Genomic DNA, 16,998 nt, shown 5'->3' on the forward strand with positions numbered 1-16,998 from the left:
CTTGCCATGCCCTTGCCGGACGTTTTCCGGTGGTGGCGGCTATGCCGTTTCACTCCGAAAGGAGCCGACCGACGACCCATCCATGGGTCAGCCCACCATAAACATCATATTTTCACCAACCTGACAAGGAGTCGTTATGCAGGGACACCCCGTCTCAGAAAGCCGTGTGATCCTCTCCCATCTCATGCTGCCCCAGGACGCCAACCCGGCGGGAAACGTCCACGGCGGCGTGATCATGAAGTACATCGACAACGCTGCAGGGGTGGTGGCCACGCGTCACTCCCGCACCAACTGCGTCACCGCCTCCATCGACCGCCTGGATTTTTTCAAGCCCATGTTCATCGGGGAGCTGCTTACCTTGAAGGCGAGCCTCAACATGGTGGGGAGTACCTCCATGGAGATCGGGGTGCGCGTGGAAGGAGAGAACCTTTTGACCGGTGAGAAAAAGCACGTGGCCAGTGCGTACCTCACCTTTGTGGCCCTCTACGCCGAGGACTCCAAGGTGAAAAAACTGCTCCCCGTGCTCCCGGAGACCCCGGAGGACAGCCGTCGAAACGAAGAGGCCCGTTACCGAAGGGCCCATCGTTTAGAAGAGAAGCAGCGCATGCTGGCCCGCCAGGAGACGGCGGGCTCCTGAGTCAGTCCGCGTCAAATGTTTCGATGTATTTTTTTGCGGTGCGCCGGTCCAGGCCCGTGATGCGGGCCACGTCGCCGTAGGTGCCGTACCGCCTGTAGAGCATGGCGCAATAGGTGCAGGTCAGGGCCTTCAGGTCCATCTCCCCGTTGCGGATTCCCCGGGCAAGGGCCTCGGTGAGGGAGGTGTCGTCCGTATCCCGGGAGAGGAGGTAGCTCCTCTTGATGAGAACCCTTCGGGTGCACTGCTCCAGCTCCCGGACGTTGCCGGGCCAGGGGTAATGGGGGCCGAGCTGGCGGTGGATGACCTCCAGGACCATGTCCGTGTACTCGGGGGATGCTTTGCCCACCATGCGGGTCACCGTGTGGTTCAGGAGGGTGGTGAGCTCCTCGGGGTCCTCTTCGATGCGGACCCGCAAGGGGGGCACGGTGATGATGTCCGAGCAGAGCCGGTAGAAAAAATCGTCCCGGAACCCCCCGCTGCCCGTGATCTCTTCAAAGGGGCGGTTGGTGGCGGCGATGACCCGGCCGTTGAACCGGGTCTTGAGGTGGCTTCCCACCGGGGTGAACTCGCGCTCCTGGAGCACCTGGAGGAGCTTGATCTGGGTGTGGCAACTCCCCCAGCTCGTCCAGAAAGATGGCCCCGTTGGGGCTGCACCGTTCCAAAACCCCTTTGTGGTCTTCCACGGCCCCTGTGAAGGCCCCTTTCTTGTGGCCGAAAAGTTCCGACTCCAACAGGGTCTCCGGGTACTGGGAGAGGTTCAGGGAGACAAAGGTGCGGGTAAAGCTCTCGGTGAAGGTTTTGCGTTCCGGGTCAAAGGGGATGTAGCCGCTTCGGCCGATGGCGATGGCAGCCGTGCCCTTGCCTGTGCCGGTCTCCCAGGAGCAGGGTGGAATCCGGCCTGCGGTTGATGAGGTAGCGGGCGTAAAGGCCGATATCGTCGGTAGAGGCGTCTCCGAGGGTGCGCCGGAGGTTGGCATGGCCCGGCTCTCCCCCACCAGGGAGTCCCGATCAAAAGAGAGGAAGAGGCACCCGGACTGGTAACACAGGGCCATGTAGTGGCAGAACTGGTCTGTGGTGAACCCCCGGTCCTGGAAAAAAGCCCGGGCCTCGTCGGCAAAGGGGACGGGCAGGGAGGTGTCCCCGGCCTCCACCTGGCGGTGAATCAGGGCGTCGAACCGCTCCCGGAAAAGATAGAAAAATTCAAAGACCAGGGCGTTCTCCACAAGGGTTTTGTCTTTTTTTTCTACCCGGTCGATGCGGGGGCGACCCGACGGCTCAAGGGCCTCCAGCCGGGCGCTTACCTCTCGGATGGTCTCATCAATGAGGCTCTCCACACGGGCACCGGGAAAGAGCCCTGCAATGCGGGTGTCGATGGCCTCCCGCTCCTCGGCAAAGGGGTTGGCGTAGATGGCTTCACTGACCAGGGCGAAGAAGATGCGTTGGGTGTCGGTAAGCCGGATCATGGGCTCTCCTCAGGTGGCGAGGCTGTGCATGAAAGGCACATGGATGACCTTGCGTTGATTTCGGTTGATATGGATGGTACACAAACCATCTGAGTGTGCCCTTGAACCCATGCCAGAGTAAAGGCAAATTTTGGCTGGACAATTAAATGCCACCCTCGTTCCATCCTTCATGACATGCATTGGGAGACCCCTATGATGATGCCCCGCGAAGACATATCCCCCGACATCCACCAGAAAAAACTGGCCCGGCGCTTCAGCTCGGTGTGGCTCATCGGTCCACCCATGGGAGACGAACTGCAAGCCTTGGTCTGCCATCTTTTTGACCCGGAAGAGGCCCGGGTGGCCCTGGGGCTTCCCTCTTATGTACCCAAAAGACTCAAGGCCGTTGCCCGGCGTGCACAGATGGCCGAGGCAGAGGCCCTTCCCGTTCTGGAACGCCTTGCCGCGCGGCGGGTGATCTATGGCGGGTCGTCCGGGTATTCTCTTATGCCCCTGATCCCGGGCATCTTCGAGTACTTTCTCATGAACGGCAAAGAGACCCCCATGCACCGGGGCTTTGGAGATCGCATCACCCGGCTCTTCGGCACGGGGTATGTGAAGGATTTCTTAGGCTGGGTCCGGGCCCCTGCCATCCGCAATATCCCCATCGAGGAGCATGTGTCCCACCAGCAGACCGTGGCCGACGCCGACCTGGTGGAAAAACTCCTGGCCGCCCACGACACCTTTGCCATCCTGAACGTCTGCCAGTGCCGACAGTCCGTGGCCTTTGCCGGTGGCCGCTGTAAACGGGCCCGGGTGGAGGACGGCTGCCTGCTCTTCGGCTCCTTTGCCGAAGGCGTGGTGCCCCAGGGCACCGGGTACCACGTCACCCGCGAGGAGATGCGGGCCGTGATCCGGGAACGCTGGGAGAGAAACCTCGTGCTGCTCACCGCCAACGTCTCCCACGAAAGCCCCAACGCCATCTGCACCTGCTGCGAGTGCTGCTGCCACGGCCTGGAGACCATCAACCACTTCGGCGGCATGGCCCTCATGGCCGAGCCCCGGTTTAAGGCCGTGGTGGATGCCAAAGCCTGCACGAACTGCGGTCGCTGCCTGCGCCCCTGCAACACCCGCGCTCACACCATCGAAAACAAAGAGCACCGCTACGACCCCACCCGGTGCATCGGCTGCGCTGCCTGCCTCTCCGCCTGCCCGGAAGGGGCCATCTCCCTGGAACCCAACCCCCTGTACATCCCCCCTTCGGAGAGCTTTACCCGCCTTTTTCTTCGGCTGAGCCCCAAGGTGGTCGCCTTCGGCGCCCGCGCCTTCCTGATCCGGTTGAAGGCCAGACTCTAACGATTCAGTTTGCCTTGAAAAGCGTGCCTCCGGCGGCAAGGTGGGGGCACCTTGAAACCCTATGGCGAATGCATGGATGCAGACATCTTTCAAACGATTTCGGGGCATTCGCGTGATGTGTGATGTCTGGCAACCGCTTTTTCATGATAGGCCCATTTCATTTTTCTGGAAATACGATGAGGGGTGTTGGGTATTTGCTTGATTTTAATTAGAAAAACTATGACGAGTCGCTTTTTTGAAACAAAGCTCCGCAAATAAAGCGAAAAAGTCGAATGTATCCCTGCGAAGCCTTGAAAGTCTTGTTTTAAACCTGTTTGTTAAACTTTTTAAACGTTTAGCCCCCGGCAGGGCCGCCGGAGGCGTTTTTTATTTATCTTTTGAGTGTTCCAGGGCATGCCAGATGGAGTGGACGTTGTAGTTCCACCTGGGAAGGATGAGGGTGATGAGAATGGATTCCACGGTGGAGGCCAGGTGGAGGATGGCGGAGAATCGGAAGGGGCCGCTCATGTCCTGGGTGTAAAGAAGGACGAGTAGGGAGATGGAGAGGAGCAGGGTGGCGCTCTTGGAGGTCCAGGTGTGATAGCTCGGGGTTCTGCCGAACTTGACGTAGCCGCAGGTGAGCTGGGCAAAGCTCCCCACCAGAACGATCATGAAGTAGCGCAGTTCGGCCTCCAGGAGATGGGGCCAGAGCCACCAGATGCAGGGCAGGACCGCCAGGGCCAGGAGGAAGTCGGCCATGCTGTCGAGCTTGGCGCCCAGTTCCGTGGTGTGCTTGAGCATGCGCGCGATGGCACCGTCAAAAAGGTCTGAGATCAGGGCAGAGGTGAGGAAGGCCAGGAAAGGGCGTTCTTCTCCGTTCCAGGCAAACCAGAGGATTACCGGTGAACAGGCGAGCCGGAAGAGGCTCAGGGTGTTGGGGACGGCATATAGGATCGTTCGTGCTATCTTTCCAGCCATACGTGGGTGTGCTCCGAGTGAGAATCTGAGGAAAAGTCCCAATGGCAGGGCTTTTGCATTGTTCTTTGAACAATGTACACTTCATATCACCGCAGGTTCCCCTTCGCAAGGAGGATATCCACGAAAAGGTTTGTGTGCGATCTTTTTTTGTGTTCCCGGCCGGGGCAGGGAACATCTGATGGGGTTCGCAGGTGATTGAAATATGTTTTTGTTCATAGTACCACTATACCCATTCGTCTTTCAGGCTGTCCACGGAAGCTGACCTTCGGGTAACCCCGGCGGGACACCCTCCGTCAGCCATCAAGGGGCTTTGGATCCCCCGCATGGATTATAGAAACGGCGGCCCCCCCAGGATTTTCGGGCCGCACGTTCGATGCGCGGGCTGTTACCATGCCGTTTTTCCGTGGCCCCCAACCCGTGATTTGGAGACCGTCATGTCCCCCATCCGAGACATCTGCATTACCGGCACCGACACCGATGTCGGAAAGAGCGTCCTCTCCCTTCTGGTGATGAAAATCCTTCGCGCCCAGGGCCTGGATCCCCTTTACCTGAAACCCTTTCAGACCGGTTGCCACAGCCCCATGCACCCGTACAGCGACCCCTCCTTTGTGCTCACCCTCATGGGCGGGCGTGTGACGCAGGCCAGGAAGTACCCCTGTTCTTACTGCTTTCGGGAAGCCAAGGCCCCCTATTTCGCGGCCCGGGAAGAGGGGAAAAAAATAGACCCGGAGGCGTTCAAGACCTTTATCCAGGAGAAGAGGGCCCTGGGCCGCCCCCTGGTGGTGGAAGGGGCTGGCGGAGCCCTGGTGCCGGTGACCGAGCGTTTGAACGTCATCGACCTCCTGGCCGAAGAAAAATTTATCCATGTTGTTGCCGCCCGTGCAGGCCTTGGGACCATCAACCATACCCTGCTTACCCTGGAGGCCATGGCCAGCCGTGGCATCACCCACCCCTTCGTGGTCTTCATCGACCGGGACGGCTCCACAGAGCCGGTGATGATCGCAGAGCACATGGAGGCCGTGGCCCGCATTACGGGTATTCGTCCCGTGGCGTCCATCGGGCGCATGTGCTGCATCGAGACCGAGGCCGACGCCATGGCCGAGCGCCTGCTTCCCCTGGTGCGGGCCCTGGGGCTGGAAGCGGAATGAGCCGGAGCCCTTATGCGTCCACGGTGACGGTGGGAGAGGCGGTGCCTTCGGGGACCCCCATCCTGGCGTTTCTGGAAGCGCGCTTTCCTGCCGTGTCTTCGGACGTCTGGGAAGCGCGCTTAGACTCCGGGCTCGTCACCGATGAAAAGGGCGCTGCCCTTACCCGGGATGCCGTGGTCTCCCCCCTGATGGTGCTGCGCTACTATCGGGAGGTGGCCCATGAAGATCCCATCCCCTTTGCCGAAGAGGTGGTCCATGTGGATGATCACCTCATCGTTGCCTGCAAGCCCCACTTTCTGCCCGTGATCCCTGCCGGAAAATTCGTCAACGAGACCCTTCTTACCCGGTTGCGAAACCGCTTCGACAACCCGGAGCTGATCCCCGTAAACCGCATTGATCGCGAGACCGCAGGCCTGGTGCTTTTCTCCAGGCAAAAAGAGACCCGCGGGCTCTACCAGGGGCTGTTCATGGAAAAAAAGGTGAGCAAGGTCTACGAGGCCCTCTCCCTGAGCCGCCCGGACGGGGTCGGCCCCTTTCATGTGACGAACCGGCTCGTCAAGGGAGATCCCTGGTTCCGCATGGCCGTAGGGGATGGGCCCTGCAACGCCGAGTCCACCATTGAGCTTATGGAACCAAAGGGTGCGGGTGGACTGTTCCGTATCTCCCCTGTCACCGGCAAGAAACACCAGGTACGCCTCCATATGTGCGCCATCGGCGCCCCCATTGAAAACGATCGCCTCTACCCGGACCTCCTGGACGAGGCCCCGCCCGATTTTGAGCGCCCCTTAAAGCTCCTGGCCAAAGAGGTGCGTTTCATCGATCCCGTCACCCAGACACCACGCCGTTTTATCTCGCCAAGATCCCTTGATTGACTGTGTGCACCGAGGCAACAACCAGCGCCCATGGGGAATGCCTATCTGTTAACCCTGCGCGGAGACGCAGTTGACAGCTCGGGGGATATGGCTGTATAACGGGCCTTTAAATACAACCAAGGCCCTGTGGCCCGGGGCAAACGCCAGCCGGGCAGCATGCGCAACCGAGACGGTTTTTTGCGGGGCTTTTTATTCAAGGAAAGCGACACGCCACCATGCATACCCATGAACTGATACGCCAACTCATTGCAGACCCCTCCTACCAGGTAGGGGAGGAAGAGGCCCTGCTTCTGTCCGAAGCCGGGCACGAATCCCTCTTTCTCCTGTTTGAAGCCGCCCGGGTGAGGTGCTCCCAGAATCGGGGAGACACGGTGTTCCTCTGCTCCATCGTCAACGCCAAATCGGGCAAATGCTCTCAGGACTGCGCCTTCTGCGCCCAGTCCTCCAGCCACGACACCGGGGTGGACATCTACCCCCTCATGGACGAGGAGACCCTGGTGGAGCGGGGCCATGCCATGGCCCGTGCCGGGGCCACCCGCTTCGGCATCGTCACCAGCGGGCACAGCCTGAACGACGCCGAGATCGATCGGGTCTGCCGGGTAACCGAGCGCCTGAGAAAAGAGACAGACCTTGCCATCTGCGGCTCTTTGGGCATGCTGGACGCCAAGCGGGGCGAGCGCCTGCGGTCAAGCGGCATGGGGCGGTATCATCACAACCTGGAGACCTCCCGCAGCCACTTCGACGCCATCTGCACCACCCACACCTACGACGAGGACATCGAGACGGTCCAGCTGGCCGCTGAGATGGGCTTCGGCGTCTGCTCCGGCGGAATCCTGGGCATGGGCGAGAGCTGGGCCCAGCGCGTGGAGCTGGCCCTGACCCTGAGGACACTCAACGCCGATACCATCCCCATGAATTTCCTGACCCCGGTGCCCGGGACCCGCATATGGACCTGATGCGGGACTGGACGCCTTGAAGTCCGTGGCCCTGTTCCGGCTCATCGCCCCTGAAAAGCGCATCACCGTCTGCGGCGGGCGCGAGGTGACCCTCCGGGATTTTCAGTCCTGGCTCTTTCCCGCCGGTGCCGACGGCCTCATGGTGGGCAACTACCTCACCACGGCCGGGCGCTCCCTTGACGACGATCTCAAGATGGTGGCCGACGCCGGGCTCATCGTGGGAGAGGTGTAATGGAAGCCGTCCTGTCCGGACTCTTCCGGTTCGACGGCTCAGACCCTCTGTACAAGGGCCACTTTCCCGGCAACCCCGTGGTCCCCGGGAGTCTTGTGGTGGAGGCTTTTTATCATCGCCTCAGGGATGAAGGCCACGCACCTGTTGCAGCAAAAAATTTCAGGTTCAGGGTGTTTGTCCCGCCCGGGGAGTATCGGTATACGGTCCGCTGCGAAAAGGGGCGGGCAACCTGCACCCTGTTCACCGATGAGGCTCCGGCCGTGACCGGAGAGATGGTGCTGCCATGACGTTTTCCGGACAAACCGTATTGATCGTGGGGGGGAGCTGCGACATGGCTCTCTCTCTGATTCCCTTCCTTGCAGGGGCCGGCCTTCGGCCTGTGTCCACCTTCAGGGCAACGGAAGGGGAACAAAAAATTCGTAATGCAGGCGGCACGCCCTGCGCGTTCGCCCTTCAAGACGCCCTGGAGCCCGACGGGTTTTCAACGCTGGATGCCCTGTTCCAAGACGGCGGCCCCGACTACCTGGTGGACTTTGCCCACGGAAACTTCGAAAGCCTTGTGGCCACGGCCGATGTGGCGGCAACGGGGCGCTACATGCAGGAGAACATCACCTGCCGCGCAGCCCTTGTGAAGTGGGCCTCCCGTCGCATGATGGCAGGCCGTTTCGGCCGGATGCTTTACGTCTCCTCCACGGCCGCAGCCCTCCAGAACGGCGGCCAGGGGTTTTACGCCGCCTCCAAGCAGGCCTCGGAATCCCTCTACCGGGGCGCGGGCATCGAGCTGGCCAAAAAGGGCATCACCAGCGCCATCCTGCGGCCCGGCTACGTGTCGGCAGGCCGCGGCACCGATTACCTGGAGGCACACGGAGACCGGATCCGGCAACGGGTCCCCCTGGGACGCGCCGCCACCCCCGCCGAGGTGGCCGAGACACTTCTCTTTTTGCTTTCCGACGCCGCACGCCCCATCAACGCCACCGTGGTCACCATGGACGGCGGCCTTACCGCGTGCAAGTAGGGCCTGAAAGCATGCCCTCTATGGTTAAAGTCGGGAGCAAAAAACAAGCCTCCGGCGGCGAGGGTGGCGAAGCCACAATATCGAAAACACCTCGAAAGCTGATTGCCATTGCGCTTTGCCCTTCGTGCCTCAGGGCAAAGCGCAATGGCCTTCGGCTCGGGCTTCGCCCGACATGAACGCTGATGGTTTGTGCGGGTTGGCTCACAAGCATCGAAGTTACCGGATACGTTGTCGTTCCTTGCCCATTGTCGATTTAACCGCACTGCCTATGGTGTAAACACTTCGAAAGCAAGCTGCGGGGGCCAATCATACTCACTTTTGAATAAAATTGGCCCACATGTGTTTTTTTTAAACCTGTTTGTTAAACTTTTCAAAAGTTTAGCCCCCGGCAGGGCCGCCGGAGGCAAGCTGAATCGTTATTCTCTTATATGTGGAGTGATACTGAGCCCATGACTGTTTTTGAAAAAATCCAGGCCACCCTGGCCGATATCCTGGACGTGGACGAAGAGCGCATCGGATCCGAGACCTACCTGTTCCGGGACCTGGACGTGGAGTCCATTGATTTGCTGGAGCTGGCCGTGAGCCTGAGTTCCGAGTTCAACATCGATGTCAACGACGACGAGGTCTTCCTCAAAACCCTGCGGGTCTACCTGAGCGAGCCTGGGGACCACGTCACCGACACCCGGGCCTACCTCATGGAAAAATACCCCTACCTCACCGCGTCCCGCGTGGACGAGATCCTGGCAGATCAGGACGGCGGCCCCGTCCTCAAGGTAAAAGACATCGCTGACTACGTCTCCTGGCGCAGTGATGCTGCATAATTAAGGAGTCTTCATGCGCAGGCGTGTGGTGGTGACGTCCATGGGGGTGGTTTCATCCTTGGGGGCGACACCGGAAGAGATTGGAGAGAGGCTTTCCGTCGGGGCGCCCCGGTTTGTGTTTACCGGGGAGGATGGGCTTTGGGCTGCCCCGGTGGAAGGCTTTGACCTCAAGGCGTACACCGGGCGTTTCAAGGCCGGCCGGTACCTCAACCGTGGGGCGCAGTTTGCCGTGGCATCGGCTGCAGCGGCCATGGAGATGTCCGGGCTTTCCGAGAAGCAGCGGGCCGACACCGGTCTGTTCTGCGGGAGCGGGCCCAATTTTGATGTGGGGGAGGAGTTTGCCAGGATCGACCATGGCGAGATCTCCGAGGAGAGGCTCTCCGCCTTGTGGATGCTCCGTTTTCTCCCCAACACGGCGGCATCGGCCATCTCCCGCCTCACCGGCATTCACGGGGAAAATCACACCTGCGGCAGCGCCTGCGCCGCGTCATTGACGGCCCTTGGGGAGGCGTACCGAAAGATCCGGGACGGGTATCTGGACACGGCCCTTGCAGGGGGCGGCGATTCCCGGATCAATCGGGGCGGGCTCCTGGCCTACGGCATGGCCCGGCCCTGCATCGAAGCGACAGCGACCCGTCCACGGAGTACGCTCCCTTTGATGCCCGCCGAAAGGGCTTTTTGCCCGGAGAAGGCGGGGCGTTTTTCCTTTTTGAAGAGCTGGAGTACGCCAGGCGGCGGGGGGCCGAGATTCACGCCGAGGTCCTGGGGTTCGGCTCCTCCCTGGACGGCTACAACATGACGGCCCCGGATCCTTCGGGTACCTGGGCGGAGAAGGCGGTTCGCCTGGCCCTGGACGAGGCGTTTCTGCTGCCCGAAGAGGTGGACGCGGTGTCGGCCCACGGCACGGCCACCGACCTCAACGATCGCATGGAAGCCGATCTTTTCAAGCGGGTTTTTACGTCCCGGAAACCGGCCATCCTGGCCCCCAAGGCGTGGCTGGGCCATCTGGCCTCGGCCTGCGGGGCCGTGGAACTGGCCGTGATGCTGGCCGCCCTGAAGAGCGGTGTGCTGCCCTCCAACCCCAACCTCACCGAGCCCCTGGACCCGTCCCTGGATGTTGTAACGGGCCCTCGAAGTGCCGACGGGGTCTCGACCCTTTTGTTTGAAAACTTCGGGTTCGGCGGCCAGAACAGCGCCTTGGTGGTGCGCAGGTGGCAACCATGACCCAGGTTCTTGAGACCCCTTTTCTGATGCTCTCCCGGATTTCGTCCGTGGAGGAGAAATCCATGACGGCTGCCTCCGCAGAACTGGGCGGCGAGCCCCATGGTCTTCTGGAGGCCATGGCCCAGTGCGCCGCCTATCATGTGCGGCATCTTACTGATTTTTCCCGCCAGGCTTTTCTCATGAAGGTGACTCGAATACCTTTTTCGTTGCCCCGGCGGTGACAGGGGTGGTGACCCTCACCGCTGTCCTTACGGGATCGGCCACCGATGCCCGGGCCTATCAGGTGTCGGCGGAGATTGGGGGCGAGACCGTCACGGCCTCCCTTCTCATCGGCACCACGCCCTATGACGACCGTTTCGAGGCCGCCCGCCTCAGCCCTCACTATCAGGAGATTTTTCAATGTTTGACACGCGCTTGAGACAGAAACTGGCCCTTCAGAAAGAGAAGGGGCTTTACCGCAATCCGCCTGTGGTGGAGGGCGGGGACGGGCGCACGGTGACGGTGGACGGGCGTACCCTTGTTAACTTTGCCTCCAACGACTACCTCGGCCTGGGGCGCTGTGAGGCCCTTCGCACCAAGGCCGCAGAGGCGTTTTCGCGCTATGGCACCTCCTCGTCGTCCTCACGGCTTGTGTCGGGCAACGGTTCGGCCATCCGTGAGGCGGAAAAAGCCTATGCCGACTATTTCGGCTACGAGGACGCTGTTTTTTTCCCTTCCGGGTACCAGGCCAACCTGGCCATCCTCTCCACCCTTTTCGGGCCGGAGGAGACCCTTTTGTTTGACAAGCATGTCCACGCCAGCACCGTCAAGGGTATGCAGCTGGGGTCCGCCCCGTTTAAAGGTTTTCGCCACAACAGCATGGGGCATCTGGAAAAAAGGCTGAAGAGCGCCTCGGGCCAGCCCGGGGCGCGAACCCTATCTTCAGCATGGACGGGGACACCCCGCCTTTGGCCGAGCTTTCCGATCTGAAAGAGGAGCTCGGGTTTCTTACGGTGGTGGACGAGGCCCACGCCTACGGCGCCATGGGCATCGGAGGACGGGGCATCGCCCGGGGTGTGGCTGACGTGGCTTTAGGTACCTTCGGCAAGGCCATGGGGCTTTTCGGGGCTTTTGTGCTGCTGCCCTCCCTGTATCGGGAGTATCTCTTCAATTTTGCCTCCCCCCTTATCTACACCACGGCCCTGCCCGAAGCCCACGCTGTCACCGCTCTGGCCGTGCTGTCGGAGGTGGAGCGGGGCGATGACCGGAGGGAGCGCCTTTCTTATCTCAGCCGGAAGCTGACCCGGCTCCTCACCGACCGAGGGTTTACCGTCTGCGGCGAGGCCCACATCCTTGCTGTTCAGATCGGCAGCGAAGAGCGTGCCCAGGAGCTGGTGACAAAGCTTTTTCACCAGGGGTATTTTGCCTTTACCGCCCGTTTTCCCACCGTTCCCATGGGCCAGGCCATTATTCGCCTGAGCCTGACAGCCAACCACACCGAAAAAGACCTGGAAGATTTTTCCGACGCACTGGCCGCATTGGACCGTTAGCCCGGATACGTCCCAGGGGCCTGGGCTGCCGGGCCATGGGGCTGCTTAGGCTGTGTTTTGTTGGCCGTTCCCCTTTAAGTGAATTTGCCAGTTACCGGAAAAGGATTGATTTTGCTTTGTCAAAGTGGTAACAATGTTCGCTATAAATAACACGGTGCGAATAACGAATCTGTGGCCATTCGCTCGGCGTGTTGCCGGCGTGGTCACATGATAACCCCAGGGACCAGTCCCAGCCAGGGAGGACGGCATGGCTTTTTCCGCCCGGGATTTCCGTCATTATATCGTCTGTGCCTTTATTTTATGTGCCTTTTGTGCGGCAGGGGCTGTGGCGGCCCCAAAGCCTATGAAGGAGTGGGAGCTGGGCGGGGTTGAAGCCAGGACCGGGGTGAACCTGGGGTTCGACAACCTTGTGGTGGAGAGCACCGGCGGCAGCTCAAGGTTTGTGCCCGATGACCAGAACAAGCCGGATCACTACCTTGAGTTCACCTCCATGGGAGTATACCGCACAGATGGAGATATCTCCATTGCTGTGCAAATATGTTGCCCCACAGCGGCAGTGGTTCATCAAGGACACGGCCAAGGTCCGGAAAGGGGAAGCGGGCATGATCGGCCTCGGTATCGACTGGTACTACAAGCACAAACGCACAGACCCATACGAGATCAACAAGGGGAGTGACTTTACCCCTCCGGCCGAGGCCCGGGGGGTGACGGCGGTGGTGATCTCCATGGACAACGGCGAGGAGCCCTTCACGGTGGGGTCCAGCAGCAGCAATCTCAATTTTTCCGCCATCGGGTCATACACGGACATGGGAGAGGACGTCGGTGATCGCATTGTGTCCGGGCTGCTGGGGGCGGACACCGGGCTTCTGTCCATGACCGGTGTAAAGAACCTGGGCCAGCGGGTGACCCTTTACCCCATCGGAACCATAGACGGCTACGTCGAAGGGGAGGGCATTGCCCTGGAGCTTCGGAGCAAGACCACCATCGACGAGGTCACCATCTCCCGGGAGATCGGCGGGGAGACCTTCGTCAACCTGAGGGCCTCGGGGATTCACATGCGCGAGAGCTTCAGCCAGGAGCTCCATGTCCAGTACAACAGGTGGGGGGACATGGACAAAGACTACTTCGCCAGCGACGCCCCGTCAGAGTACCTGGACAGCACCTACGACCCGGATGGTTTTTTCGGCAGCGATTACAACCCGGACCACGTCATGCTTTCGCGTAACCTGGTGAGGTCCCCGTATACGGGGGGGCCGGGGTATCACAACATGTACGACGGGTTCATGCTCAACGGGAACATCAACCAGATCGATTTTGCCGACCGCATCTCCGGACGAAAGCTGGTTCTGGACCACGGTCAGATGACCGAGGCCGACGTAATCACGGGCAAGAATTTCGACGACCCCGGCAAGCTGGATAACGATTACCAGATCCATAACCAGGACATGGCCAATGACATCGAGATCCTGGAACGTCCCATGACCATCCAGGTGAAGACAGGGCGGAATTACAAAGAAGCTTCTACCCGCACGGGTCTGGCCGAGTCTGTTTACGACGAGCGGAGTTTTATCGCCATCAACTGGCCGCGCCACGGCTCGGTGCGGGTGGAGGACCTCCAGGGGTTCGTCGGACATCCGCTGGCAAGGGCGATAACCAGTTCGGCCCCAGCATGGGGGGCGTGATCCTGGACGGCATGCGTGCCAAGAAGACCTACCTGGAGATTCCCGGTCGAAATGAGATGTACGCCATTACGGAACAGAACATCGACAGGTCGGATTCCAACAACTGGGTTCGCCACTACTATCTTTACGAGGCGGGCAAGCTGCCCGATGAGATGAATCCCAACGGCCTTCCCTCCAACCAGGCGGACTGGGACCCCATCGGGCGGGGTCAACTCGACTTTTTAAGCAAGCTGGGCAACCCGTCGAATCCCACGGGGGGGCGGTGGGACCTCTACGATATCAAGAAGATCATGCCGGACGGGGTAACCTACGACTTCTGGCATATCTACGAACCGGAGTATCCCGGTTCCGGTGCGAGATGGGTACCGGATCATTGACCGCGATTGAGGCCCTTGAGCGTAAAAGGAGAAGGTCCATGGGGTGTGAAAACCACAGGCGTGAGAGCTTCCGGCGTACCCTGGCATGTGTGCTTGCCCTGGCGTGGTTCTGTGCATGGGCAGGAACGGTGCGCCTAGCCCATGGCGCGGTACGCCCCATGAGCGACGGTGCCCTGTCCGACATCACGGCCCAGACCAGCCCCATCTCAGTTGATATCGAGCGGGACACGGTGCGGATTTTTATGGACACGTACCTGGAGGTCTATCAGGAAACGGACAGGGTGCGCCTGGGGTACTACTACAAGTCTCCGGCCGAGCTCACTACCCGAAAAGGCCTGAACCCGGGGGATTATGTGAGAAAATACATTCCCTGGTCGGTCCCCGTTTCCTATCACCACCTGTTTGAAAACGGTGACCCCCGGATTGAGTGGCATCCCGGCGATGTGCCGGCACACGACAGCACCCCCTGGGAGAGCAAGCGGTTCAGAGTGGTCATGAACCCGTGGGTCACCGAGGACTCGCAAAAGATCTACTCCCCCTGGGAGGTGGCCACGGAGTACACCCTGCACAAGGGCGAGGACAAGGACCTCTCTTTGGAGACTGTCTATGTGCCCTACGTGGACGACGACAACTACCTGTACAAGTACAAGTACAAAAAAGTTCTGGACATCGCCCCATCCCACAGCTGGGTGGACGGGGCGCAAGGGGACAACAACGCCAACGGGCTCTTTTCCACCCGTCCCTATCGCAACCGGAACTACCTGGACTGGGATTTTTCCGTGGACAACCTGAGGATGGGGATCAGCCCGGACGAGCCGGTCCGCATCAACGGGCTGGTGATTCGTCTCAAGTACGACAACATTGCCTCCGCCGACCGAAAGCTGACGGACATCATCGTGGGAACCAACGACCTGCAAGGCGACCTCTCCTTTGATTACAAGCGGGCCACGGGGATCTATAGCCCCAAGCTGCCTCACCAGGCTCGGCAGATCGCCCTGCAGACCGGAGGGGACGGCAACAGCCTGGCCGGTTCGGACCTCGGGGAGGAGTTTAACTCGACCCCCATTCCCGCCATCTATCAACGGGACACCATGATGTCCCTTGTGGATCAGTTCAGCCTGTCTCGAAACTACAAGAATCCCAATGGAAAATCGTGGGTGGACGCCGTGCCGGACAACCCCTTGAGCAATGCCCAGCATTCGGGCTTTTTTATCCGTATCGGCCTGGACCGGAACAGCCCCCATTTCGGGTACCAGCTTGTGGGGGGCTACAGCGAGCGAATTGCCTGCTCGTTCCAGTACAAGGGCGAGTCCATCAACACCTCCCTGCACAACTGGTGGAACGGCATCGAGCCGTCGGCCGCAACGTCCCAGTACCCGGCCTCCCTTCAGAAGGTTTACCAGAATGACCCCAATGTCACCGGGTTTTCCTATTTTGGGCAGGACCCGAATTATTTCCCGTAAAATGTGTGCTGACCCGTCGGGTCTTTGTTGTGGGGCCGGTGGCGTGGGAACGGGACCGGGCTTTTTTGATGTCCTGTCCAGGTGGTGTTCCCTGAAAAAGGGACCACAAGGTCTCCGGCCGGTTGAGCTCCGTGGGCTCAGCCGGATTTTTCGTTTTGGGAGCCGGGGTACGGCAGGCGGTGTGTCTCCACAGGCGCGTGGGTGTTTACCGGGAACTCCTTTCTTTGCCTAATGAGTTGCCGTTGCGCATTTGCTTCTTTTTCTCTGTGGAAAGGTGTTGCTTTTTATGCATTATTGATATAATTATCCCGCTCGTTTGTTCCTTCTGAATCTCTTCATGTGATTTTCTTTCATCCAATCCGGATCGATACCTTTGCCCAGAGACGTAAAGTGAGTTCTGTATGACGGCCTTGGAAGAAGCTGAAGGGCGGATTGTGTATGCTGCGTGTGACGGGTTTCTGCATGGATTGTGCGGCACCGGAAGACACAGCATCTGATTCGTCGGGGGGCCCTTTGCGGGAAAGCCGCGGGGTGCGTTTTGCATGCCGGAAGAGATGGTGTGGCAGGGGCAACAGGGCACGGCGTCATGGGGGATCACCCCTTTGGGCAGATCCTGAGATCTGTTTTGTGAATGACTGCATGAGCCCAAACCGTAACCGTCTATACACATAAGGAAACCCAAATTATGACTCAGGTAAAGAAACATTTTTTCAGCGGCGGCCTGAAAGGGGCTGAAGCGGCATTCGGCGAGCAGGCAGAAAAATACGGAATCACCGAGACCACCTACGCCTTTGAAGGGCAGACCCTTACCCGTGAGGTGAACGTGGAGATCCTCTCCGAAGAGACCCTCAAAAAGGGCGATGTCAGCATGGAGATCGTCTCTGCCCGCATGGGACGACGCTACGCCCAGGCCGACAAGATCCGCAAGGTCTTCCAGGTGATCTTTCACATGGTGAACAAAGGCTGCCAGGTGCTGGCCATTGGCTGGATCCAGGACGACAACACCGTCAAAGGCGGCACCGGCTGGGCCGTGGAGCTCGGCAAATTCTTCAACCGCCCCGTCAGCGTTTTCGATCAGGACAAGAACCAGTGGTATACCTGGAAAGAGAACCGCTGGGCCCTGGACACCCCCGTCATCACCCAGGACACCTTCTGCGGCACCGGGACCCGGAACCTTTCCGATGAAGGCAAGGCCGCCATCGACGAGTTGTTCAAGCGCTCTTTTGCGTAACGAAAAAAAGCCCCGGCTTTTGCCTGGGGCTTTTTTGTATTGATCGTTCAAAGGGG

At 60.0% G+C, this 16,998-nt stretch carries 20 protein-coding genes and 1 pseudogene; 19 read left to right on the top strand and 2 right to left on the bottom strand.

Going from position 1 to position 16,998, the window contains the following annotated elements; all coding sequences use genetic code 11:
• Positions 1–136: 136 nt before the first annotated feature.
• Positions 137–637 carry an acyl-CoA thioesterase gene (locus ACOYW2_RS00655; protein ID WP_482769025.1) on the top strand — a complete coding sequence of 167 codons (501 nt, stop codon included), beginning with the start codon at positions 137–139 and terminating at the stop codon, positions 635–637.
• Position 638: 1 nt separating this feature from the next.
• Here ACOYW2_RS00655 and ACOYW2_RS00660 read toward each other — a convergent pair.
• A pseudogene (locus ACOYW2_RS00660) lies at positions 639–2,100 on the bottom strand (sigma-54-dependent transcriptional regulator).
• Positions 2,101–2,292: 192 nt separating this feature from the next.
• Between ACOYW2_RS00660 and ACOYW2_RS00665 the strand changes: the two are divergent.
• Entirely contained in the window at positions 2,293–3,435 is a 1,143-nt protein-coding gene (locus ACOYW2_RS00665; RefSeq protein ID WP_482769026.1) for an ATP-binding protein, read from the top strand.
• A gap of 366 nt (positions 3,436–3,801) precedes the next feature.
• Here the strand turns inward: ACOYW2_RS00665 and ACOYW2_RS00670 are convergent, their stop codons facing one another.
• Positions 3,802–4,392, bottom strand: a complete 591-nt coding sequence (locus tag ACOYW2_RS00670; protein WP_482414789.1) for a CDP-alcohol phosphatidyltransferase family protein — start codon at positions 4,390–4,392, stop codon at positions 3,802–3,804.
• A 434-nt stretch (positions 4,393–4,826) separates the two neighbouring features.
• Between ACOYW2_RS00670 and bioD the strand changes: the two genes are divergently transcribed.
• The 17 genes from bioD (at position 4,827) to ACOYW2_RS00755 (ending at position 16,942) form a co-directional block, all read left to right on the top strand.
• Positions 4,827–5,540, top strand: coding sequence for a dethiobiotin synthase (bioD, locus tag ACOYW2_RS00675; protein WP_482769027.1), 714 nt, complete (start codon positions 4,827–4,829; stop codon positions 5,538–5,540).
• Complete coding sequence (locus ACOYW2_RS00680) at positions 5,537–6,412, top strand: pseudouridine synthase (RefSeq protein ID WP_482769028.1); 876 nt, start codon at positions 5,537–5,539, stop codon at positions 6,410–6,412. The genes bioD and ACOYW2_RS00680 overlap by 4 nt, the downstream gene beginning before the upstream one ends.
• Positions 6,413–6,627: 215 nt before the next feature.
• A complete protein-coding gene (gene bioB / locus ACOYW2_RS00685; RefSeq protein ID WP_482421288.1) occupies positions 6,628–7,368 on the top strand; it encodes a biotin synthase BioB in 741 nt (246 codons plus the stop codon).
• Between the two features lie 16 nt (positions 7,369–7,384).
• Positions 7,385–7,600 (top strand): hypothetical protein, encoded by a 216-nt coding sequence (locus ACOYW2_RS00690; RefSeq protein WP_482421289.1) that lies wholly within the window; start codon positions 7,385–7,387, stop codon positions 7,598–7,600.
• Positions 7,600–7,887, top strand: coding sequence for an ApeI family dehydratase (locus ACOYW2_RS00695; protein ID WP_180137096.1), 288 nt, complete (start codon positions 7,600–7,602; stop codon positions 7,885–7,887). Before ACOYW2_RS00690 ends, ACOYW2_RS00695 begins: the two co-directional genes overlap by 1 nt.
• A complete protein-coding gene (locus ACOYW2_RS00700) occupies positions 7,884–8,615 on the top strand; it encodes an SDR family NAD(P)-dependent oxidoreductase (protein WP_482769029.1) in 732 nt (243 codons plus the stop codon). Before ACOYW2_RS00695 ends, ACOYW2_RS00700 begins: the two co-directional genes overlap by 4 nt.
• 449 nt (positions 8,616–9,064) lie before the next feature.
• Complete coding sequence (locus tag ACOYW2_RS00705) at positions 9,065–9,436, top strand: acyl carrier protein (protein WP_180137094.1); 372 nt, start codon at positions 9,065–9,067, stop codon at positions 9,434–9,436.
• Between the two features lie 13 nt (positions 9,437–9,449).
• The gene (locus ACOYW2_RS00710) at positions 9,450–10,235 is read left to right on the top strand and encodes a beta-ketoacyl synthase N-terminal-like domain-containing protein (protein WP_482769030.1); all 786 of its coding nucleotides are present in this window, start codon (positions 9,450–9,452) and stop codon (positions 10,233–10,235) included.
• Entirely contained in the window at positions 10,232–10,660 is a 429-nt protein-coding gene (locus tag ACOYW2_RS00715) for a hypothetical protein (protein WP_482769031.1), read from the top strand. Before ACOYW2_RS00710 ends, ACOYW2_RS00715 begins: the two co-directional genes overlap by 4 nt.
• Positions 10,657–10,881 (top strand): hypothetical protein, encoded by a 225-nt coding sequence (locus tag ACOYW2_RS00720; RefSeq protein WP_482769032.1) that lies wholly within the window; start codon positions 10,657–10,659, stop codon positions 10,879–10,881. The genes ACOYW2_RS00715 and ACOYW2_RS00720 overlap by 4 nt, the downstream gene beginning before the upstream one ends.
• Before the next feature lie 5 nt (positions 10,882–10,886).
• Complete coding sequence (locus tag ACOYW2_RS00725) at positions 10,887–11,078, top strand: hypothetical protein (protein ID WP_482769033.1); 192 nt, start codon at positions 10,887–10,889, stop codon at positions 11,076–11,078.
• Positions 11,060–11,629 carry an aminotransferase class I/II-fold pyridoxal phosphate-dependent enzyme gene (locus ACOYW2_RS00730; RefSeq protein ID WP_482769034.1) on the top strand — a complete coding sequence of 190 codons (570 nt, stop codon included), beginning with the start codon at positions 11,060–11,062 and terminating at the stop codon, positions 11,627–11,629. Before ACOYW2_RS00725 ends, ACOYW2_RS00730 begins: the two co-directional genes overlap by 19 nt.
• Positions 11,608–12,189 (top strand): aminotransferase class I/II-fold pyridoxal phosphate-dependent enzyme, encoded by a 582-nt coding sequence (locus ACOYW2_RS00735; protein WP_482769035.1) that lies wholly within the window; start codon positions 11,608–11,610, stop codon positions 12,187–12,189. The genes ACOYW2_RS00730 and ACOYW2_RS00735 overlap by 22 nt, the downstream gene beginning before the upstream one ends.
• A 524-nt stretch (positions 12,190–12,713) precedes the next feature.
• Positions 12,714–13,871: a hypothetical protein gene (locus ACOYW2_RS00740; protein ID WP_482769036.1), complete on the top strand. Its 1,158-nt coding sequence runs from the start codon at positions 12,714–12,716 to the stop codon at positions 13,869–13,871.
• On the top strand, positions 13,859–14,248 hold the full coding sequence (locus ACOYW2_RS00745) for a hypothetical protein (RefSeq protein ID WP_482769037.1): 390 nt from the start codon (positions 13,859–13,861) through the stop codon (positions 14,246–14,248). The genes ACOYW2_RS00740 and ACOYW2_RS00745 overlap by 13 nt, the downstream gene beginning before the upstream one ends.
• A gap of 38 nt (positions 14,249–14,286) precedes the next feature.
• Entirely contained in the window at positions 14,287–15,711 is a 1,425-nt protein-coding gene (locus ACOYW2_RS00750) for a hypothetical protein (protein WP_482769038.1), read from the top strand.
• Between the two features lie 685 nt (positions 15,712–16,396).
• The gene (locus ACOYW2_RS00755) at positions 16,397–16,942 is read left to right on the top strand and encodes a hypothetical protein (RefSeq protein WP_482414800.1); all 546 of its coding nucleotides are present in this window, start codon (positions 16,397–16,399) and stop codon (positions 16,940–16,942) included.
• Positions 16,943–16,998: the final 56 nt, after the last annotated feature.

The sequence above is a fragment of the Desulfoluna sp. CLI2B genome (assembly GCF_056847375.1).

What these genes read in the sequence shown, in the direction of transcription:
- ACOYW2_RS00655 (WP_482769025.1), top strand. Translation starts at nt 137, where the DNA reads ATGCAGGGACACCCCGTCTCAGAAAGCCGTGTGATCCTCTCCCATCTC.
- ACOYW2_RS00695 (WP_180137096.1), top strand. Translation starts at nt 7,600, where the DNA reads ATGGAAGCCGTCCTGTCCGGACTCTTCCGGTTCGACGGCTCAGACCCT.
- ACOYW2_RS00755 (WP_482414800.1), top strand. Translation starts at nt 16,397, where the DNA reads ATGACTCAGGTAAAGAAACATTTTTTCAGCGGCGGCCTGAAAGGGGCT.
- ACOYW2_RS00700 (WP_482769029.1), top strand. Translation starts at nt 7,884, where the DNA reads ATGACGTTTTCCGGACAAACCGTATTGATCGTGGGGGGGAGCTGCGAC.
- ACOYW2_RS00705 (WP_180137094.1), top strand. Translation starts at nt 9,065, where the DNA reads ATGACTGTTTTTGAAAAAATCCAGGCCACCCTGGCCGATATCCTGGAC.
- ACOYW2_RS00720 (WP_482769032.1), top strand. Translation starts at nt 10,657, where the DNA reads ATGACCCAGGTTCTTGAGACCCCTTTTCTGATGCTCTCCCGGATTTCG.
- bioB (WP_482421288.1), top strand. Translation starts at nt 6,628, where the DNA reads ATGCATACCCATGAACTGATACGCCAACTCATTGCAGACCCCTCCTAC.
- ACOYW2_RS00745 (WP_482769037.1), top strand. Translation starts at nt 13,859, where the DNA reads ATGGGGGGCGTGATCCTGGACGGCATGCGTGCCAAGAAGACCTACCTG.
- ACOYW2_RS00715 (WP_482769031.1), top strand. Translation starts at nt 10,232, where the DNA reads ATGACGGCCCCGGATCCTTCGGGTACCTGGGCGGAGAAGGCGGTTCGC.
- ACOYW2_RS00710 (WP_482769030.1), top strand. Translation starts at nt 9,450, where the DNA reads ATGCGCAGGCGTGTGGTGGTGACGTCCATGGGGGTGGTTTCATCCTTG.
- ACOYW2_RS00680 (WP_482769028.1), top strand. Translation starts at nt 5,537, where the DNA reads ATGAGCCGGAGCCCTTATGCGTCCACGGTGACGGTGGGAGAGGCGGTG.
- ACOYW2_RS00665 (WP_482769026.1), top strand. Translation starts at nt 2,293, where the DNA reads ATGATGATGCCCCGCGAAGACATATCCCCCGACATCCACCAGAAAAAA.
- ACOYW2_RS00730 (WP_482769034.1), top strand. Translation starts at nt 11,060, where the DNA reads ATGTTTGACACGCGCTTGAGACAGAAACTGGCCCTTCAGAAAGAGAAG.
- ACOYW2_RS00670 (WP_482414789.1), bottom strand. Translation starts at nt 4,392, where the DNA reads ATGGCTGGAAAGATAGCACGAACGATCCTATATGCCGTCCCCAACACC.
- bioD (WP_482769027.1), top strand. Translation starts at nt 4,827, where the DNA reads ATGTCCCCCATCCGAGACATCTGCATTACCGGCACCGACACCGATGTC.
- ACOYW2_RS00750 (WP_482769038.1), top strand. Translation starts at nt 14,287, where the DNA reads ATGGGGTGTGAAAACCACAGGCGTGAGAGCTTCCGGCGTACCCTGGCA.